Source organism: Streptomyces violascens, assembly GCF_014649955.1.
Taxonomy (GTDB): domain Bacteria; phylum Actinomycetota; class Actinomycetes; order Streptomycetales; family Streptomycetaceae; genus Streptomyces; species Streptomyces violascens.
Genome location: NZ_BMUA01000022.1, coordinates 95,158 through 113,436, shown reverse-complemented (window position 1 = coordinate 113,436; position 18,279 = coordinate 95,158). Strand labels below are relative to the sequence as shown.

17 protein-coding genes are annotated in these 18,279 nt (G+C 70.1%); 6 read left to right on the top strand and 11 right to left on the bottom strand.

The window, feature by feature from the left end:
• Nucleotides 1-91: 91 nt before the first annotated feature.
• From IE206_RS31825 to IE206_RS31795, 7 genes are all read right to left on the bottom strand, one after another.
• Nucleotides 92-556 (bottom strand): hypothetical protein, encoded by a 465-nt coding sequence (locus IE206_RS31825; RefSeq protein WP_189968249.1) that lies wholly within the window; start codon nucleotides 554-556, stop codon nucleotides 92-94.
• Between the two features lie 188 nt (nucleotides 557-744).
• Nucleotides 745-2,148, bottom strand: coding sequence for an NAD(P)/FAD-dependent oxidoreductase (locus IE206_RS31820; RefSeq protein WP_189968288.1), 1,404 nt, complete (start codon nucleotides 2,146-2,148; stop codon nucleotides 745-747).
• A 48-nt stretch (nucleotides 2,149-2,196) separates the two neighbouring features.
• Nucleotides 2,197-3,000, bottom strand: a complete 804-nt coding sequence (locus tag IE206_RS31815) for an ABC transporter permease (RefSeq protein ID WP_189968247.1) — start codon at nucleotides 2,998-3,000, stop codon at nucleotides 2,197-2,199.
• Nucleotides 3,000-3,926, bottom strand: a complete 927-nt coding sequence (locus tag IE206_RS31810; RefSeq protein WP_373301015.1) for an ABC transporter permease — start codon at nucleotides 3,924-3,926, stop codon at nucleotides 3,000-3,002. The genes IE206_RS31815 and IE206_RS31810 overlap by 1 nt, the downstream gene beginning before the upstream one ends.
• Nucleotides 3,923-5,074, bottom strand: coding sequence for an ABC transporter ATP-binding protein (locus tag IE206_RS31805; RefSeq protein ID WP_189968245.1), 1,152 nt, complete (start codon nucleotides 5,072-5,074; stop codon nucleotides 3,923-3,925). Before IE206_RS31805 ends, IE206_RS31810 begins: the two co-directional genes overlap by 4 nt.
• Nucleotides 5,075-5,130: 56 nt before the next feature.
• On the bottom strand, nucleotides 5,131-6,381 hold the full coding sequence (locus IE206_RS31800; protein WP_189968243.1) for a polyamine ABC transporter substrate-binding protein: 1,251 nt from the start codon (nucleotides 6,379-6,381) through the stop codon (nucleotides 5,131-5,133).
• A gap of 51 nt (nucleotides 6,382-6,432) precedes the next feature.
• A complete protein-coding gene (locus IE206_RS31795; RefSeq protein ID WP_189968241.1) occupies nucleotides 6,433-7,974 on the bottom strand; it encodes a gamma-aminobutyraldehyde dehydrogenase in 1,542 nt (513 codons plus the stop codon).
• A gap of 151 nt (nucleotides 7,975-8,125) precedes the next feature.
• On the opposite strand from IE206_RS31795, the gene ybiA reads away from it, so the two are divergent.
• Nucleotides 8,126-8,731, top strand: a complete 606-nt coding sequence (ybiA, locus tag IE206_RS31790; protein ID WP_506005492.1) for a riboflavin biosynthesis intermediates N-glycosidase — start codon at nucleotides 8,126-8,128, stop codon at nucleotides 8,729-8,731.
• Between the two features lie 65 nt (nucleotides 8,732-8,796).
• On the opposite strand, the gene IE206_RS31785 is transcribed toward ybiA, so the two are convergent.
• A complete protein-coding gene (locus IE206_RS31785) occupies nucleotides 8,797-9,516 on the bottom strand; it encodes a DUF4190 domain-containing protein (protein WP_189968237.1) in 720 nt (239 codons plus the stop codon).
• Between the two features lie 129 nt (nucleotides 9,517-9,645).
• Here IE206_RS31785 and IE206_RS31780 point away from each other — a divergent pair, with 129 nt between their 5' ends.
• From IE206_RS31780 to IE206_RS31760, 5 genes are all read left to right on the top strand, one after another.
• Nucleotides 9,646-10,689, top strand: coding sequence for an adenosine deaminase (locus IE206_RS31780; RefSeq protein WP_373301014.1), 1,044 nt, complete (start codon nucleotides 9,646-9,648; stop codon nucleotides 10,687-10,689).
• A 57-nt stretch (nucleotides 10,690-10,746) separates the two neighbouring features.
• The gene (locus IE206_RS31775; protein WP_189968232.1) at nucleotides 10,747-11,430 is read left to right on the top strand and encodes a glycerophosphodiester phosphodiesterase; all 684 of its coding nucleotides are present in this window, start codon (nucleotides 10,747-10,749) and stop codon (nucleotides 11,428-11,430) included.
• A gap of 28 nt (nucleotides 11,431-11,458) precedes the next feature.
• Nucleotides 11,459-12,685 (top strand): sensor histidine kinase, encoded by a 1,227-nt coding sequence (locus tag IE206_RS31770; RefSeq protein WP_444545517.1) that lies wholly within the window; start codon nucleotides 11,459-11,461, stop codon nucleotides 12,683-12,685.
• A complete protein-coding gene (locus IE206_RS31765) occupies nucleotides 12,682-13,341 on the top strand; it encodes a response regulator (protein WP_189968230.1) in 660 nt (219 codons plus the stop codon). The genes IE206_RS31770 and IE206_RS31765 overlap by 4 nt, the downstream gene beginning before the upstream one ends.
• Nucleotides 13,342-13,529: 188 nt before the next feature.
• Nucleotides 13,530-14,738, top strand: a complete 1,209-nt coding sequence (locus IE206_RS31760; protein WP_189968228.1) for a serine hydrolase domain-containing protein — start codon at nucleotides 13,530-13,532, stop codon at nucleotides 14,736-14,738.
• Between the two features lie 10 nt (nucleotides 14,739-14,748).
• Here IE206_RS31760 and IE206_RS31755 read toward each other — a convergent pair whose 3' ends face one another.
• The 3 genes from IE206_RS31755 to IE206_RS31745 form a co-directional block, all read right to left on the bottom strand.
• Entirely contained in the window at nucleotides 14,749-15,276 is a 528-nt protein-coding gene (locus tag IE206_RS31755) for a hypothetical protein (RefSeq protein ID WP_189968225.1), read from the bottom strand.
• Between the two features lie 50 nt (nucleotides 15,277-15,326).
• Nucleotides 15,327-16,523, bottom strand: a complete 1,197-nt coding sequence (locus IE206_RS31750) for a polyamine ABC transporter substrate-binding protein (RefSeq protein WP_189968223.1) — start codon at nucleotides 16,521-16,523, stop codon at nucleotides 15,327-15,329.
• Nucleotides 16,524-16,673: 150 nt separating this feature from the next.
• Complete coding sequence (locus IE206_RS31745; RefSeq protein ID WP_189968221.1) at nucleotides 16,674-18,113, bottom strand: gamma-aminobutyraldehyde dehydrogenase; 1,440 nt, start codon at nucleotides 18,111-18,113, stop codon at nucleotides 16,674-16,676.
• Between the last annotated feature and the right edge of the window lie 166 nt (nucleotides 18,114-18,279).

The following is an 18,279-nucleotide window of genomic DNA, read 5'->3' as shown; positions in this document are numbered from 1 at the left end:
TCCCGGCAAGGGGATATTGAGACACGAAGCCCGCACAACATGGTCCAGACCAATCAGGTTGTCAAGACCTCTGGCACCGAGCCGTCCCGACTCAGTCCCGCTTACCCCCGTCCCGTGCGATGTGAGCCGCGGCCTCGTGCATGGCCAGCTCCAGAAGGGTCGGGTCGGTGAGGGTGCCCGAGCCGTCGGGCGGCACCAGCCAGCGCACCCCGCCGGTCGCCCGGCCCGGGTACGGCACCACGATCCAGGTGCCCGCGCCCGCCCCGCGCACCCCCGTGCCGAGCCACCGCGCGACGGTGCCCGGAGGCACGAAGAAGCCGATGCGCTCGTCGCCGAAGTCGGCGAGCACGGGACCCGGCCGGTCCACGAGCCGGGTCAGCACATCGAGCGTGTGACCTCCGAGCTCGCCCGGCAGGATCAGTACGTCCCAGCGCCTGCCGGCCGGAAGGAGGGCGACCCCGAGGGGATTCCGCTCCCATTCCCACCGGCAGGCGTCGGGATCCGGCGCCACCGACGCCAGCCATTCCACCGCGGTCTTCGACCCCGAGGCAGTCATTGCCGTCCTCCGTCCGGTCCCACTCCACTGGGCACAGCCAGTGCGTCCACGAGCGAGAGGGCCAACGAGCCGGGCCATGACGCGACTTCGGGCACCTCATAGTAGTGAACTGGGTCACACCGCGAACGAAAGAAGTGCGCCCCCGGCGTGACCGGGGGCGCACGAAACGATCGAGCAGTCGAACCGGGTCAGGAGTCGAAGCCGAGGCCGACCCGGTCCATCGCCCTGAGCCACAGATTGCGCCGGCCGCCGTTCTCGTCGGCCCGCGCAAGCGACCACTTGGTGATGCCGATGCCCGCCCATGCCACCGGCTCCGGAGGGAAGGGCAGCGGCTTGGTGCGCACCATCTCCAGCTCGGTGCGCTCGGTGTGCTCGCCCGCCAGGAGGTCGAGCATCACCTCGGCGCCGAACCGGGTCGCGCCGACCCCGAGGCCGGTGTATCCGGCGGCGTACGCGACCCGGCCGGCGTGGGCGGTGCCGAAGAACGCCGAGAAGCGCGAGCAGGTGTCGATCGCGCCGCCCCAGGCGTGGCTGAAGCGCAGCCCCTCCAGCTGCGGGAAGCAGTGGAAGAACTGCTCGGCGAGCTTGGCGTAGGTCTCGGGCCGGTCGTCGTACTCGGTGCGCACCTTCCCGCCGTACTGGTAGATCGCGTCGTAGCCGCCCCACAGGATGCGGTTGTCGGCGGACAGGCGGAAGTAGTGGAACTGGTTGGCCGAGTCCCCGAGCCCCTGGCGCCGGTGCCAGCCGATGGAGGCGAGCTGGGCGGCGTTCAGCGGCTCGGTCATCAGCGCGTAGTCGTACACCGGGACCGTGTACGGCCGAAGGCGCTTGACCAGCGAGGGGAACACATTGGTGCCGAGCGCCACGCGCTCCGCGCGGATCTTGCCGTACGGGGTGCGCACGCCCATGCCGCTGCCGACCCGGGCCAGCGAGAGGCCCGGGGTGTGCTCGTAGATCCGTACGCCCAGGTCGAGGCAGGCCCGCTTCAGGCCCCAGGCGAGCTTGGCCGGGTGGAGCATGGCGACGCCGTCGCGGTCCCAGAGCCCGCCGAGGAAGGTGGGCGAGTCGACCTCGGCCCGCAGGGCCTCCTCGTCGAGGAGTTCGAGCCCGCCGAAGCCGAGGTTCGTCGCCTCCTCGTACATCTCGTGCAGCTCTTCGAGCTGGTGGGGCTCGGTGGCCACATCGATCTCGCCGGTCCGCTCGAAGTCGCAGTCGATCTTGTAGCGGGCGACGGTGGCCTCGATGGCGTCGAGGTTCGCCGCACCGAGCTCTTCGAGCCGGGCCAGCTCGTCCGGCCAGCGGGCGAGTCCGTTGCCGAGGCCGTGGGTGAGGGAGGCGGCGCAGAAGCCGCCGTTGCGGCCGGAGGCGGCCCAGCCGATCTCCTTGCCCTCGATGAGGACGACGTCCCGGCCGGGCTCGCGCTCCTTGGCGACGAGCGCGGTCCACAGCCCGCTGTAGCCGCCGCCGACGACGAGGAGGTCGCACTTCTCGTCGCCGGTGAGGGCGGGCAGCGCCTCGGGGCGGCCGGGGTCCTCAAGCCAGAAGGGGACGGGCTTCGCGCCCGCCAGGGACTGTCGTGCTGCACTGTTCATGGCTCGGGTCACGGCCATGATTCCAACTCCCTCAGGAACTGCGTTCGGTTACGCTTTCGCGCTGTTCTTGCGCCGGTTCGCAATGAATTGTCCGGCGGTGACCACCACGACGGCAATGATGAACATGGCCGTCCCGATGACGTTGATCTGCACGGGTGTGCCGCGCTGCGCCGAGCCCCAGACGAACATGGGGAAGGTCACGGTGGAGCCCGCGTTGAAGTTGGTGATGATGAAGTCGTCGAAGGACAGCGCGAAGGCGAGCAGGGCGCCCGCCGCGATGCCGGGCGACGCGATCGGCAGCGTCACCCTCAGGAACGTCTGGACGGGACCCGCGTAGAGATCGCGCGCGGCCTCTTCGAGCCTCGGATCCATGGACATCACACGCGCCTTGACGGCGGTGACGACGAAGCTGAGGCAGAACATGATGTGGGCGATGAGGATCGTCCAGAAGCCCAGCTGCGCGCCCATGTTGAGGAAGAGCGTGAGCAGGGACGCGGCCATCACGACCTCGGGCATCGCCATCGGCAGGAAGATCAGCGAGTTGATCGCGCCGCGCGCCCGGAACCGGTAGCGGACCAGGGCGAACGCGATCATCGCGCCGAGCACGGTCGAGCCGATCGTCGCCCAGAGGGCGATCTGGAGCGACAGCGAGAGCGAGCCGCACATGTCGGCGACCCCGCACGGGTCCTGCCAGGCGTCGGTCGAGAAACGCGTCCAGGAGTAGTTGAAGCGCCCGTTCGGCTTGTTGAACGAGAACACCATCACGACGACGTTCGGCAGGATCAGATACGCGAGCGTCGCGAGCCCCGCGATGACCACGAGATTGCGGCGCAGCCACTTGAGAATGGGCATCAGACCAAGTCCTCCGTCCCGGCTCGGCGGATGTAGACGGTGACCATGACCAGGACGATCGCCATCAGGATGAAGGAGAGGGCGGCGGCCGTCGGATAGTCGAGAACCCGCAGGAACTGCGACTGGATGACGTTGCCGACCATCTTCTGGTCGGTGGAGCCGAGCAGTTCGGCGTTCACGTAGTCGCCGCTGGCCGGGATGAAGGTGAGCAGGGTGCCGGAGACGACCCCGGGCATCGACAGCGGGAAGGTCACCTTGCGGAAGGTGGTGGCGGGCGTCGCGTACAGGTCGCCGGCCGCCTCGTGCAGCCGGGAGTCGATGCGCTCCAGGGAGGTGTAGAGCGGCAGGATCATGAACGGCAGGAAGTTGTACGTGAGTCCGCACACCACCGCCATGGGCGTGGCCAGGACCCGGTTGCCCTCGGTCCAGCCCAGCCAGCTGGTGACGTCCAGGACGTGCAGCGAGCTCAGCGCGTGCACCACCGGTCCGCCGTCGGCCAGGATCGTCTTCCAGGCCAGCGTGCGGATCAGGAAGCTGGTGAAGAACGGCGCGATGACCAGGACCAGGACGATGTTGCGCCAGCGGCCCGCCTTGAAGGCGATCAGATAGGCCAGCGGATAGCCGAGCAGCAGGCACAGCAGGGTCGCGGTTCCCGCGTACAGCAGGGATCGGACGAACTGCGGGTAGTACTCCTTGAAGGCGTCCCAGTACGTCTGGAAGTGCCAGGTGACCTGGAAGCCCTTCTCAAGTGAGCCTGTCTGTACGGAAGTCGAGGCCTGGTACACCATCGGCAGCGCGAAGAACACGATCAGCCAGAGGATGCCGGGCAGCAGCAGCCAGTACGGGACGAGCCGCTTGCGGGTGGAGCCCTTGCGCACCGGAAGGTCGCCTTGTCGAGAAGGGGCCGCTTCGGCCAGGGCGGTCACGCGGCGTCCTCGACCTTCTCGACGCCCGCGTCGATGGCCTGGGCCGCGTCGAGGCCGAAGGTGTGCGCCGGGTTCCAGTGCAGGACGACCTCGGCGCCGGGGAGGAGTCCCGCGCGCCTGTCAACGTTCTGCTCGTACACGGAAAGGCCCTTGCCCGCCGGGGAGTCCACCAGGTACTGGGTGGAGACGCCGATGAAGGACGAGTCGACGATGCGGCCGCTCACGCGGTTGCGGCCCTCCGCGATCGCGCCCTCGTCGTCGCGGTGGGCGAGCGAGATCTTCTCGGGGCGTACGCCGACGAGGAGCTTGCCGCCGCTGCTCGCGGGGGCCGAACATCGCCCGCCGGGCAGCCGCAGCTTGGCGCCGCCGGCGGTGACCACGAGATCGTCGCCGTTCTTTTCGGCGACCTCGGCCTCGATGAGGTTGGAGGTGCCGAGGAAGTTCGCGACGAACGTGGTCTTCGGGTTCTCGTACAGGTCGGCCGGGGCGCCGAGCTGTTCGACGCGCCCGCCGTTCATCACCGCGACCGTGTCGGCCATCGTCATGGCCTCCTCCTGGTCGTGGGTGACGTGCACGAAGGTGATGCCCACCTCGGTCTGGATGCGCTTGAGCTCCAGCTGCATCTGGCGGCGCAGCTTGAGGTCGAGGGCGCCGAGCGGCTCGTCGAGGAGCAGCACCTGGGGGTGGTTGATCAGTGCGCGGGCGACGGCGACGCGCTGCTGCTGGCCGCCGGAGAGCTGGTGCGGCTTGCGGTGCGCGAAGTCGCCGAGCTGCACGAGCTCCAGCATGTCGTCGACCTGCTTCTTCACCGACTTGATGCCCCGGCGGCGCAACCCGAAGGCGATGTTCTCGGTGACGTTCAGGTGCGGGAAAAGGGCGTACGACTGGAAGACGGTGTTCACCGGCCGCTTGTACGGCGGAAGGTCGGTGACGTCCTTGTCACCGAGGAAGACCGTGCCGGTGGTCGGCTCCTCGAGCCCGGCGATCATGCGGAGCGTGGTGGTCTTGCCGCAGCCGGACGCGCCGAGCAGGGCGAAGAACGAGCCCTGCGGGACGGTCAGTTCGAGCGGGTGGACGGCGGTGAAGGAGCCGTACGTCTTGCTGATCCCGGTGAGGCGGACGTCGCCGCCGGCGGTGCTGTCTGTCATGGGTGGGGTCCCAGGGTGTTGAGGGGAAGGGGGACTCTGATCAGGGGGCGGGCGGCTCAGGCCCCGATGAGTTTGGAGAACTTCTGCTCGTACGCCGTCTCCTCGGCCTCGCTGAGCGAGCGGAAGGCGTGGGACTTCGCGGTCATCGCCCGGTCCGGCAGGATGAGTTCGTTCTGCGCGAGCGCCGGGTCGATCTTGGCGAGTTCGTCGCGGACCCCGTCGACCGGGCACTGGTAGTTGATGAACGCGGCGAGCTTGGCGGCCACCGGGAGCTCGTAGTAGTAGTCGATCAGCTTCTCGGCGTTGCTCTGGTGCCGGGCCTTCGCCGGGACGAGCAGGTTGTCGCTGGAGGTCATGTAACCGGCCGCCGGGATCGCGTACTTGATGTCCGGGTTGTCGGAGCGCAGCTGGGTGACGTCGCCGCCCCAGGCGACACAGGCCGCGAGGTCGCCCTTCACCAGGTCGCCGGTGTAGTCGTTGCCGGTGAAGCGGCGGATCTGCTTGGTGTCGACGCCCTTCTGGAGGCGTCCGATCGCGGCGTCGAAGTCGGCGTCGGTGAACTTCGCCGGGTCCTTGCCGAGGTCGAGCAGGGTCATGCCGATCGTGTCGCGCATCTCGGAGAGGAAGCCGACCCTGCCCTTGAGGCTCGGGTCGTCGAGCAGCTGGGTGATGGAGTCGACCTTCTTGCCGCCGGTCGCCTTGGCGTTGTACGCGATGACGGTCGGGATGCCGGTCCACGGGTAGGAGTAGGCGCGGCCCGGGTCCCAGTCGGGCATCCGGAACTGGGGCGCCAGGTTGGCGTACGCATGCGGCAGGTGGGAGGGGTCGAGCTGCTGTGCCCAGCCGAGCCGGATGAGCCGGGCGGCGAGCCAGTCGGTGAGGACGACGAGGTCACGGCCGGTGTCCTGGCCGCCCGCGAGCTGCGGCTTGATCTTGCCGAAGAACTCGACGTTGTCGTTGATGTCCTCGGTGTACTTGACCTGGATCCCGGTGCGGCGGGTGAACTCGTCCAGCGTCGGATGGTGCTTCTTGTCGTCGCTGATGTCCATGTACTGCGTCCAGTTGGAGAAGTTGATCTGCTTCTCCTGGGACGAGTGGTCCGCGTTGGACGGTCCGGCGCCGTTCTCCTTCTTGGCCGCCGGGATGCCGCACGCGCTCAGGCCGGCCAGACCGCCGACGGTGAGCGCGCCGACGCCCGAGGCGCGCAGCAGGGAACGGCGGGTCAGGGCGCCCCGGCCGTTGGTCATGCTGCGCCGGACGGCGGCCAGTTGGGCCGCTGACAGGCTGTCGGACTCGTACTGCTCCATGCGCTGTATGCCCTTTCGGGTGGGTTCGGTGGCCTGGTCGGGCCGCCTCTGCTATCGGTCCCCGAAGATCGTGCGGTGCCAGTCCTTCCTGGCGACCGCTGTGTTGTCGTACATCACATGCTTGACCTGCGTGTACTCCTCGAAGGAATACGCCGACATGTCCTTTCCGCAGCCGCTCGCCTTGTAGCCGCCGTGCGGCATCTCGCTGATGATCGGAATGTGGTCGTTGATCCACACGCAGCCCGCCTTGATCTCGCGGGTGGCCCGGCCGGTGCGGTACACGTCGCGGCTCCAGGCGGAGGCGGCGAGTCCGTAGGGGGTGTCGTTGGCGAGCGCGATGCCCTCGTCGTCGGTGTCGAAGGGCAGCACCACCAGGACCGGGCCGAAGATCTCGGCCTGGACGACCTCGCTGTCCTGGGGGGCGTCCGCGATGAGGGTGGGCCGGTAGTAGGCGCCGTCGTTCTTCGGGGCATCGCCGCCCGTGACGATCCGTGCGTAGGCCCTGGCCCGCTCGACGAATCCGGCGACGCGGTCGCGGTGGGTGTGCGAGATCAGCGGGCCGAGGTCGGTGTCCTCGCTGAACGGGTCGCCGATCCGGACGGTCTCCATGAGGGCCGCGGTCTGCTCGACGAAGGCCTCGTACAGGGGGCGCTGGACGTAGGCGCGGGTGGCGGCGGTGCAGTCCTGGCCCGAGTTGATGAGGGAGGCTGCGACCGCGCCGTGCACGGCGGCCTCCAAATCGGCGTCGTCGAAGACCACGAAGGGGGCCTTGCCGCCGAGTTCGAGGTGGATCCGCTTGACCGTCCTGGTGGCGATCTCGGCGACCCGCTTGCCGACCCCGGTCGAGCCGGTGAAGGAGGTCATCACGACGTCCGGGTGCCCGACCAGGTGCTCGCCCGCCTCCTTTCCGGCGCCGCTGACGATGTTGACGACACCGTCCGGAATGCCGGCCCGCTTGGCGGCCTCGGCGAACAGGAGCGAGGTCAGCGGTGTGGTCTCGGCGGGCTTGAGGACGATGGTGTTGCCCGCCGCGATCGCCGGGAGAATCTTCCAGGCGGCCATCTGGAGCGGGTAGTTCCAGGGCGCGATGGACCCGACGACCCCGATGGGCTCACGGCGTACGTACGAGGTGTGGTCCCCCGAGTACTCCCCGGCCGACCTGCCTTCCAGGTGCCGGGCCGCGCCCGCGAAGAACGCGGTGTTGTCGACGGTGCCGGGCACGTCGAACTCGCGGCTCAGCTTGATGGGCTTGCCGCACTGGAGGGACTCGGCCTGCGCGAACTCCTCGGCGCGCTCGGCGAGGACCTCCGCGAGGCGGTGCAGGGCGTCCGAGCGCTCGCCGGGGGTGGCGCCGGACCAGGCGGGGAAGGCGTCCTTGGCCGCGGCGACCGCCGCGTCGACATCGGCGGGACCCGCGAGCTCGTAGTCGTACACCGTCTCCCCCGTCGCCGGGTCGACGACCGCCTGACGGCGTCCGGAGGTGCCGGGGCGCAGCCGCCCGCCGATGTACTGGGCACCGGCCGCGAAGCGGTCCTGCGCCGGGAAGCGGGGTTGTGCCTGGGTGCGATTGCCGTTGCCGCTGTCGGTGTCCATGTCGCCCACGTTCTTCGTAGCTTCAGCTCGATTTGAGTGACGATCCTGGCAGAGGCACATCTGGCCAACAAGTGATTCCGTTGTTGCCTTTTGGTTACGCGACGGAATCTGTCGACCATGTGTCGCGTCGGGGCGGGAATGGCCCGACGTAGTGTCAGTGGCGCCTGTCAGACTCGCGTGCATGGAGGAAATCACGGGGGACCGCGCACCGCTCGACCAGCTGATCGCGCAGGTCAAGAACGGTGACCGGATCAAGTATCTGCATTTCTGGGGCCACCGGCCCCAGCGGGACGGCTCGCTCGGCCCAAGCTGTTTCAGCCAGTGGTGGCCGTCACGCTTCGTGGTCGACGGTGTCGAGTACGCGACGGCCGAGCACTGGATGATGGCGTCGAAGGCGCGGCTGTTCGGCGACGCGGAGGCCGAGCGCGCGGCGCTCACGGCGGCGAACCCGGCGCTCGCGAAGAAGGCCGGTCGCCTGGTGCGCGGCTTCGACGAGGCGGTGTGGCGGCGGGAGCGGTACGGGGCAGTCCTGGCCGGCAGCCTGCACAAGTTCGGCCAGGACGAGGCACTGCGGGCCTACTTGCTCGGCACCGGAAACCGGGTGCTCGTCGAGGCGAGCCCGCTGGACCGGATCTGGGGCATCGGCCTGGCGGCGGACGCGCCGGAGGCGGACGATCCCGCGCGGTGGCGCGGCCTGAACCTGCTGGGCTTCGCGCTGACGGAGGCGCGGGAGCAGCTGCGCCGACTGCGCACCTGATCCCGCCCCGGTGAAGGGGGCCACTGCGGACCCCCTTCACCGGGCGGAAGCGCCTGAGGCGTTCCTCAGCGGGCGGAGGACACGGACAACGACAGGGAGTCCGAGTAGGAGCTGTCGTCGTAGCGGGAATGTCCCAGCGAGTTGGTCACGATCACCAGGACGAGTATCGCGGCGCCGAGCACAATTGCGACGATGCCCATGATGATGCCCGCCAAGGCCTGGCCCCGGTTGTTGGCCTCACCGCGGCGGGCCTTGCCCTTGCCGAGCAGTCCGAAGATCAGCGCGAGCGTGCCGAGCACGATGCCGGCGATACCGATGCTGCACAGCATGAGCACACACGCGGCGATGCCGAGCACCATCGCGGCGATGCCGAACCCGTTCTGCGGGGCGGGCATCCCGGTCCAGCCGGGGTAGCCGTAGGCGGGCTGCTGGCCCGCGCCCGGGTATCCGGGGTAGCCCTGGGCGGGCTGCTGCGGGTAGCTGGGGTAGCCGTAGCTGCCGGGCACCGCCTGGCCGGGCGGCGGCGTCGGGCCGCCGAAGCCGGGTGCGGGAGCCTGCTGTCCGGGCACCTGCTGTCCGGGCGCACCCGGGAAGGGGCCCTGGGCCGCGGCAGCGGCGGGGGCTCCCTGGTCCGGGGCAGCGCTCTGGCCGTCGGCACCCGGTATCGAAATGACCGTCTGCTGGTCGTGCACCGGCGGCTTGTCCAGCGGGACCTTGTGCTCCGGCGGCGCCCAGGGGTCGCGCGGCTCCTGGCCTCCCGGCGGCTGCTGGGTGTTGTCTGACATGGGCCTCCCCCATCGTGGTTCCGTCATGCTACGGCCCCGGGTCCAGGGCGGGACCGCCCGGCCTACCATGATCCCCGACGTCCGGAGGCCGTACGCCGCCGACCGCGCGAGGACCCTCGCGGCAGACCCATGGAGGACCCCATGACCGACCTGCACCCCTTCATCGCGGGGCTGCCCAAGGCCGAGCTCCACGTGCACCACGTCGGCTCCGCCTCGCCGCGCATCGTGGCCGAACTGGCCGCCCGCCACGCGGACTCGAAGGTTCCCACCGACCCCGAGGCGCTCGCGGACTACTTCACGTTCACGGACTTCGCCCACTTCATCGAGGTCTATCTTTCGGTCGTCGACCTGATCCGGACCCCGGAGGATGTGCGCCTTCTCACCTATGAGGTGGCTCGGGACATGGCCCGGCAGAACATCCGCTACGCCGAGCTGACCATCACGCCGTTCTCCTCCACCCGCCGCGGCATCGACGAGCGCGCGTTCATGGACGCGATCGAGGACGCCCGCAAGGCAGCCGAGACCGAGTTCGGCACGGTCCTGCGCTGGTGCTTCGACATTCCGGGCGAGGCCGGCCTGGAGGCCGCCGCCGAGACGACCCGGCTCGCCACCGAGGACGGGGTGCGCCCCGAGGGCCTGGTCTCCTTCGGCCTGGGCGGCCCCGAGATCGGGGTGCCACGGCCGCAGTTCAAGCCGTACTTCGACCGCGCCATCGCCGCGGGCCTCCACTCCGTGCCGCACTCGGGCGAGTCCACCGGGCCGCAGTCGATCTGGGACGCGCTGATCGAGCTGCGCGCCGAGCGCATCGGTCACGGCACGAGTGCCACCCAGGACCCGGCGCTCCTCAAGCACCTCGCCGACCACCGGATCGCCCTGGAGGTCTGCCCGACGTCCAACCTGGCGACGCGGGTGGTGCCCGACCTGGACCGGCACCCCGTCAAGGAGATGGTGGCCGCGGGCGTGCTCGTCACGATCAACAGCGACGACCCGCCGATGTTCGGCAGCGACCTCAACAACGAGTACGCGGTCGCCGCCCGCCTTCTGGACCTGGACGAGCGGGGCCTCGCGGACCTCGCGAAGAACGCCGTCGAGGCCTCGTTCCTCGACCCGGCGGGCAAGACGCGGCTCGCCGGCGAGATCGACGACTACACGGCGAAGTGGCTCGCCCGCTGACCTCCTCGGACCCGGCGCCGGCTGGCTGACCCCGGCGCCGCTCAGGACAATGGCCCCATGCGCACCGTGACAGCCGTGGCCCACCGCGGCGACCCGTACCGCGTCCGCGAGAACACGCTCCCCTCCATCTCCTCGGCACTGGTGCGGGGCGCGGACGCGGTCGAGATCGACGTCCGCACGACCCAGGACGGCGTGCCCGTGCTGCTGCACGACGAGACGCTGAAGCGGCTGTGGGACTGGGACCGCCCGGTGGCCGAGCTGCCGTACGCCGAGGTGCGGGAGGTGACCGGCGGCGGGGTCCCCACCCTGCGCCAGGCGCTGATCGCGGTCGGCGCACACCGGGTGATGCTCGATCTGCCGGGCGCCACCGAGGAGTCGGTGCGCAAGGTGGTGAACACGGTCCGCGAGTGCGGTGCGGGCGAGCGCGTCTACTACTGCGCGGGGCCGGTCGCCATGCTGCGGGTGCGCGCCGCCGACCCGAACGCCGAGATCGCCCTGACCTGGACGAAGCCCGCCCCGCCCCGGCCGACGCTGATCGACGCCATTGGGCCCCGCTGGCTCAACTACCGCTTCGGGATTGTCGGTTCGGAGCTGGTGGAGCGGGTCCACCGGGACGGGATGCTCGTCTCGGCGTGGACCGCGGACACCGCGCGCACCCAGCGCCGTCTCATCGAGTACGGAGTGGATTCGATCACCACCAACCGCGTGGACGCGCTGCACGGCATCCTGTCCGGGCGGTGAAGGGCCGCGTTTCGAAGGGGGACAAGGGGTGGGTAGGGAACGCCTGGCGGCACGGCTGCGGGCGGCGAACGGCTGGGCGGTCGACATCGGGCTCGCCCTGCTGGTGCAGGTGGCGATGTCGATCCCGTTCGTCGTGGAGCGGCCCGACGGGCTGCGCCCGGCCACCTGGGCGGACTACGCCCTGACCTCGCTGGCCGTGCTGCCCCTGGTGTGGCGGCGCCGCGCCCCGGTCGCGGTGACGCTCGCGGTCCTGGCGGCGGGAGCCGCGTACAAGCTCACCCTGGACGGGCCCGGCCAGCCGCTGCCGTACCCGGGGCTCGTCGCCCTCTACTCGGTGGCCGCGCTGTCCCCGGTGCGCCGACGGATCTCCGTCGCCGCCCTTGTCGCGGTCCTCATCGTGCCCTCGGTGGCGCTCAACACCCAGGACGCCAAGGAGTTGATGTTCTCCTTCTTCGTCTTCGGTGCCGCGTACGCGCTCGGGCGGCTGACCCATACCCGGCAGGCCTACACCACGGCCGTCGAGGACCGCGCGGCGCAGCTGGAGCGGGCCAACCGCATCGAGGCCGAGCAGGCCACGGCGCGCGAACGGGCCCGGATCGCCCGGGAGATGCACGACATCCTCTCCCACGCGGTCAGCATCATGATCGTGCAGGCGGAGGCGGGCCCGGTCGCGGTGCGGGCGGCGCCCGCACGGGCGGAGGCGGCGTTCGAGGCGATCTCGGAGACGGGCCGGGACGCGATGGTGCAGCTGCGCCGGATGCTGGGAGTACTCCGGGAGGAGACCGCTCCGGATGCCCCGCGCGAGCCGCAGCCGGGCATGGCGGCGCTGCCCGCGCTGGTCGAGCGGGTCTCCCTGGGCGGCGGCCCCTCGGTCGCGTACGAGACGAAAGGCACGGCCCGCCCGCTCCCCCCGGCCGCCGGGACGACCGTGTACCGGATCGTGCAGGAGGCCCTCACGAACGCGGTGAAGCACGCGGCGGCCTCGACGATATCCGTACAACTCTCTTACTCCGTACGGGAGTTGACGATCACGGTCCGGGACGACGGAGGCGGGCCCGGTACCGTACCCACTCGCCGCACCGCGCCGGGCCCCGGTACCGGGCACGGCCTGATCGGCATCCGGGAACGGGCGGCGGCGCACGGCGGCACGGCATCGGCGGGCCCGGGCCCGGACGGCCGGGGCTTCGAGGTCAGGGCCGTCATCCCCCTGCCTCCCGCCCCCTCGATAGCCTCCTCGGCGGAGGTGGGGAGATGACGATCCGTGTGGTGGTGGCCGACGACCAGGAGCTGGTGCGCAGCGGCTTCGCCCTGATCCTGGACGTGCAGCCGGACATCGAAGTGGTCGCGGAGGTGGGCGACGGCATCCAGGCCGTCGACGCCGTACGCCGGCTGGCGCCCGACGTGGCGCTGCTCGACATCCGCATGCCGCATCTGGACGGCATAGAGGCCTGCCGTGCGATCAGCGCGGCGAGCGCCTGCCGCACGGTGATGCTGACCACCTTCGACTCGGAGGAGTACGTGTACGAGGCGCTGCACGCCGGGGCGAGCGGCTTCCTCCTCAAGGACGTCCGACGGGACGATCTGGTGCACGCGGTACGGGTGGTGGCGGCCGGGGAGGCGCTGCTCGCACCCTCGGTGGCACGGCGATTGATCGCCGAGTACACATCGAGGCCCGCCGCCCCGGTCCCCTCCGCCCGCCTCGACGCGCTGACCGCCCGCGAACGCGAGACGCTGCTGCTGCTCGGCCGGGGCCTGTCCAACGCCGAGATCGCGGCCGAACTGACGGTCTCCGAGCACACCGTGAAGACGCACGTGGGCAACGTGCTGGCGAAGCTGGGCCTGCGCGACCGCATCCAGGCGGTGATCTGCGCGTACGAGTCGGGCCTGATCTCGGCGGGGGCTGCGTCCTGAGCCCTTGGGCGGCACGGCCCGCGAGGGGCAGCTCCCCCGGCCGGGGGATGACGTACGCACCCGACTGCCCCGCACGGGCGAGAAGACGAGGCCACCAGAACCCCCCGCCACGGCGATCCGCACACCCCCTGGGATCCGCAGGATGGAAGCCACCAAGCGACAACGGTCCACCTCGCCACGGAGCCCCCATGAACACCCGCACCACCCTCATCGCCACCGCCCTCGCCCTGGGCATCTCGGCAGGACCCGCCCTCGCCGCACCCCCGGCCCCCGTCGCGGCGGCGAGCCGAGCCGCCGCCCACCAGACCGCTCCCCTCGACACCGCCGCCCTGCGCGCGGCCATCGCCGGGGCGGGGAAGCCGGGGGCGGACGCGACCGCCGCGCTGGTGAGAGTCGGCGGCACCGGGGGCAACTGGCTCGGCAGTGCCGGGGTGCACGATCTGGCGAGCAACACCCCGGCGGACCCGGACGCGCGGTTCCGGGCGGGTTCGGTCACCAAGGTCTTCACCGCGGCCATGGTGCTGCAGCTCGCGGGCGAGGGCCGGGTCGACCTGAACCGCCCGGCGCGCGCCTACCTGCCCGACCTGATCCCTGCCGCATACAGCAATGTGACAGTCCGTCAGCTTCTCGACCACACCAGCGGCATCCCCTCCGTCGGCTCACCCGACGACTCCCCGGAATACCTGTACGCGCACCGCTTCGAGAGCAGCGACCCGAGGGAAGTCGTGCGCGAGGCGACCGCGCGGAAGCCGGACTTCGCGCCCGGCCTCAAGCAGCACTACGACAACATCGGCTACACGGTGGCCGGCCTCCTGATCGAGCGGGTCACGGGCGACGCGTACGCCCATCAGCTCGCCACCCGCATCCTGCGGCCCCTGCACCTGACCCACACCTACGTGCCCGGCGCCGACCCCGCCATCCGCGGCCCGCACAACCACGGCTACCAGGTGTTCACGAAGCCGGACGGCTCGACCGAGCTGCGGGACGTGACGGTGTGGGGCGCCGGGGACACCTTCGCGGCGGGCGATCTGATCTCGACCACGGCCGACCTGGAGCGCTTCACGCGCGCCCTGTTCACCGGCCAGGTGGTGCGCGGCCCGCAGCTGAAGGAGATGTTCACCCTGCCCGACGCGTCGGTGCGCGACATGAAGACGGGCAAGCCGGCCGCGTACAGCGCGGGTCTGTCGACGATACGGCTCGGCGGCCACGACGTGTGGGGCAAGACGGGCGGGCGCTGGGGCTACAACACCGCGATCGCGGCGACGGTGTCGCCCACCGGGGCGCTCTCGCGGACCCTGGTCTACAGCGTCAACTCCACGGACGCGAAGGGCTCGGACATGAACCCCACGGCCATGCACGTCATGATCGCCGCCTTCGGCGCCCCGGACCCCGCCTGACCGCCCGCCCTCACACCGGAACCGGCACCGCCACCGGCTCCCCCGCCCCCATCGCCTCCAGCGCCTTGACCTTGCGCCGCACCACGTACAGCGGGATCACCCCGAACACCCCGAAGGACATGTCGATCACCGACCACCAGAGGGGAATCCCTCTGATGGGCCCGCAGATCAGCGCGAGCGGGACGATCCCCGCACAGGCGATCATCCCGAACTCGACGACCCAGATATTGCGGACGGGATCGCGCAGCGGCCCGTAGAACGCGACCGCGATGACGAGATGGGCGAAGGCCAGCCAGTCCGTCCCGTACAGCAGGAACGGGTACTCGGCATCCGCGGAATCAAGCCCGTACCGCACCCGGTCGATCCAGACACTGAGCCCCGGCAGCCAGTCGCCCAGCGGCGTGTTCCGCAACAGGGACTGCGTCCAGTGCAGTTCATGGACCAGGGGAAAGGCCGTCAGCCCGCTCAGCACGAGACAGACGATGAAGACGACCAACCACACGCGGATACGCCGCAACAGGGCGTTTCGCTCGCTCATGATCGCAAGCGTACGCCTCCGTTGAACGTGTTCAAAACAAGGGCCGCCCCCTACAACCCCACAATCGCGTTCCACCGCTTCGCGAACTCCGCCCGTTCCTCCGACGTGATGTCCCGGGCGATCGCGAGCCGCCCCCGCATCGCGTCGTCGGGGAAGATCAGCGGGTCCTCGGCGAGTTCGGCCTCGCCCTTGTCCTTGGAGGAGGCGAGGACGTCACGGGCGGCGGGGACCGGGCAGACGTAGTTGACCGAGGCGGCCAGTTCGGCCGCGACCCGGGGGTCGTAGTAGTAGTCGACCAGGGCCTCCGCGTTCGCCTTGTGGCGGGCCAGGTTGGGGATCATCATCGATTCGGCCCAGAGCTCCGCGCCCTCCTCGGGCACCACGAACTCGATGTCGGGGTTGTCCGCCTTCAGCTGGAACACGTCGCCGCTGTAGGCCTGGCAGGCCAGGACGTCGCCCTTGTTGAGGTCACTGGTGTAGTCGTTGCCGGTGAAGCGGCGGATCTGCTTCTTGGCGACCAGCTTCTCGACCTGGTCGCACATCCGGTGGAAGTCGGCAGCGGTCCACTTCGTGATGTCGACGCCGTTGCCCTGCATCAGGAGCGCGAAGGACTCGTCGAGCCCGGAGAACAGCGTCACCTTGCCCGCGAGCCGCGGGTCCCACAGGTCGCTGACGTGCTGGAGCTCGCGGCCGAGCTTCTTCTTGTTGTACGCGATGCCGGTGATCCCGGACTGCCACGGGACGCTGTGCAGGCGCCCGTTGTCGAAGGCGGGGGTGCGCAGCTGGGGGTCGAGGTAGCGGGTGACGTTGGGCTGCTTGGCGCGGTCCATCTCCTGCACCCAGCCGAGCCGCACGAACCGGGCCGCCATCCAGTCGCTGATCACCATCAGGTCCCGGCCGGTCTCCTGGTGGTTCATCAGGGCCGGACTGATCTTCCCGAAGAACTCGTCGTTGTCGTTGATCTCCTCGGTGTACGTGACGGAGATCCCGGTGCTCTTGGCGAAGGCGTCCAGGGAGGGGCGCTTGGAGGCGTCGTTGTCGTCGACGTCTATGTAGAGCGGCCAGTTCGCGAAGGTGAGGGACTTGTCGGCCGCCGAGCGGTCGCGCCCTGCCCGGTCGCCCGGTTCGACGTACGCCGCGGGGACTCCGCAGCCGGCCAGCCCGGCAAGGGCTGCGCCGCCGCCGAGGGCGCGCAGCAGGCTGCGGCGGGAGAACGGGCTGGTGGCGGGGAACGCGGTCGGTCGCATTCCGGCAGGATGCCCGCCCCGCCGAGCGGGTTCAATGGACGCTGCGTACAGCCGTACGCCCCAGGCCAGACACCCTGTCGGGGGCGCGGGGGCAGGAAGAAGGGGCGGGGGATCAACTCCCCCGCCCCTTCCGCGTGTTCAGGCCTGCTCTCAGCCCTCGATGGACGTCATCACGTGCTTGATGCGGGTGTAGTCCTCGAAGCCGTACGCCGAGAGGTCCTTGCCGTAGCCGGACTTCTTGAAGCCGCCGTGCGGCATCTCGGCGACCAGCGGGATGTGGGTGTTGATCCACACGCAGCCGAAGTCGAGGTTCTTGGACATGCGCATGGCGCGGGCGTGGTCCTTGGTCCACACCGAGGAGGCGAGCGCGTACTCGACGCCGTTCGCGTACTCCAGGGCCTGGGCCTCGTCGGTGAAGGACTGGACGGTGATGACCGGCCCGAACACCTCGTTCTGGATGATCTCGTCGTCCTGCTTGAGGCCGGAGACGACGGTCGGGGCGTAGAAGTAGCCCTGCTCACCGACCCGGTGGCCGCCCGCCTCGACCTTGGCGTGCGCGGGGAGGCGGTCGATGAAGCCCGAGACCTGCTTGAGCTGGTTGGCGTTGTTGAGCGGGCCGAACAGCACGTCCGCGTCGTCCGGCTGCCCGGTCTTGGTGTCGGAGGCGGCCTTGGCGAGCGCGGTCACGAAGTCGTCGTGGATCGACTCGTGGACGAGCACGCGGGTCGCGGCCGTGCAGTCCTGGCCGGCGTTGAAGTAGCCGGCGACCGCGATGTCCTCGACGGCCTTGGCGATGTCGGCGTCCTCGAAGACGACGACCGGGGCCTTGCCGCCGAGCTCCAGGTGGACGCGCTTGACGTCCTTGGAGGCGGACTCGGCGACCTGCATGCCGGCCCGTACGGAACCGGTGATGGAGGCCATCGCCGGGGTCTTGTGCTCGACCATGGCGCGGCCGGTGTCGCGGTCGCCGCAGATGACGTTGAAGACGCCCTTGGGGACGATCGCACCGATGATCTCGGCGATCAGCACGGTCGAGGCCGGGGTGGTGTCCGACGGCTTGAGGACGACGGTGTTGCCCGCGGCGAGCGCCGGGGCGAACTTCCAGACGGCCATCATCATCGGGTAGTTCCACGGCGCGACCTGCGCGCAGACACCGACCGGCTCACGGCGGACGATCGAGGTCATGCCCTCCATGTACTCGCCGGCGCTGCGGCCTTCGAGCAGCCGGGCCGCGCCGGCGAAGAAGCGGATCTGGTCCACCATCGGCGGCACTTCTTCGGTGCGGGTGAGCTCGATCGGCTTGCCGGTGTTCTCCGACTCGGCGGCGATCAGCTCCTCGGCGCGCTCCTCGAAGGCGTCCGCGATCTTGAGCAGGACCTTCTGGCGCTCGGCGGGGGTGGTGTCGCGCCAGGCCGGGAACGCCGCGGCGGCGGCCGCCATGGCGGCGTCCACGTCCTCCTGGCCGGAGAGCGGCGAGGTCGCGTAGGCCTGGCCCGTGGCCGGGTTGACCACCTCGATGGTCCGCCCGTCGGCAGCATCGCGGAACTCTCCGTCGATGTAGTTGCGCAAACGACGCAGTTCGGTGGTCACTTCGCTGGCCTCCCGGTCCGATGTCCGATGGGTGAGACAGCCCACCCTAGTCGGTGAGGTGACGCTTTCGACAGACCTGACGCCCGGGAACTTCGGATTCAGTTCTCTGGAGGTCACGGAACAACGAATTTCATCGCTTTGGGGTTGCGGGACAGACGAGTCGGGT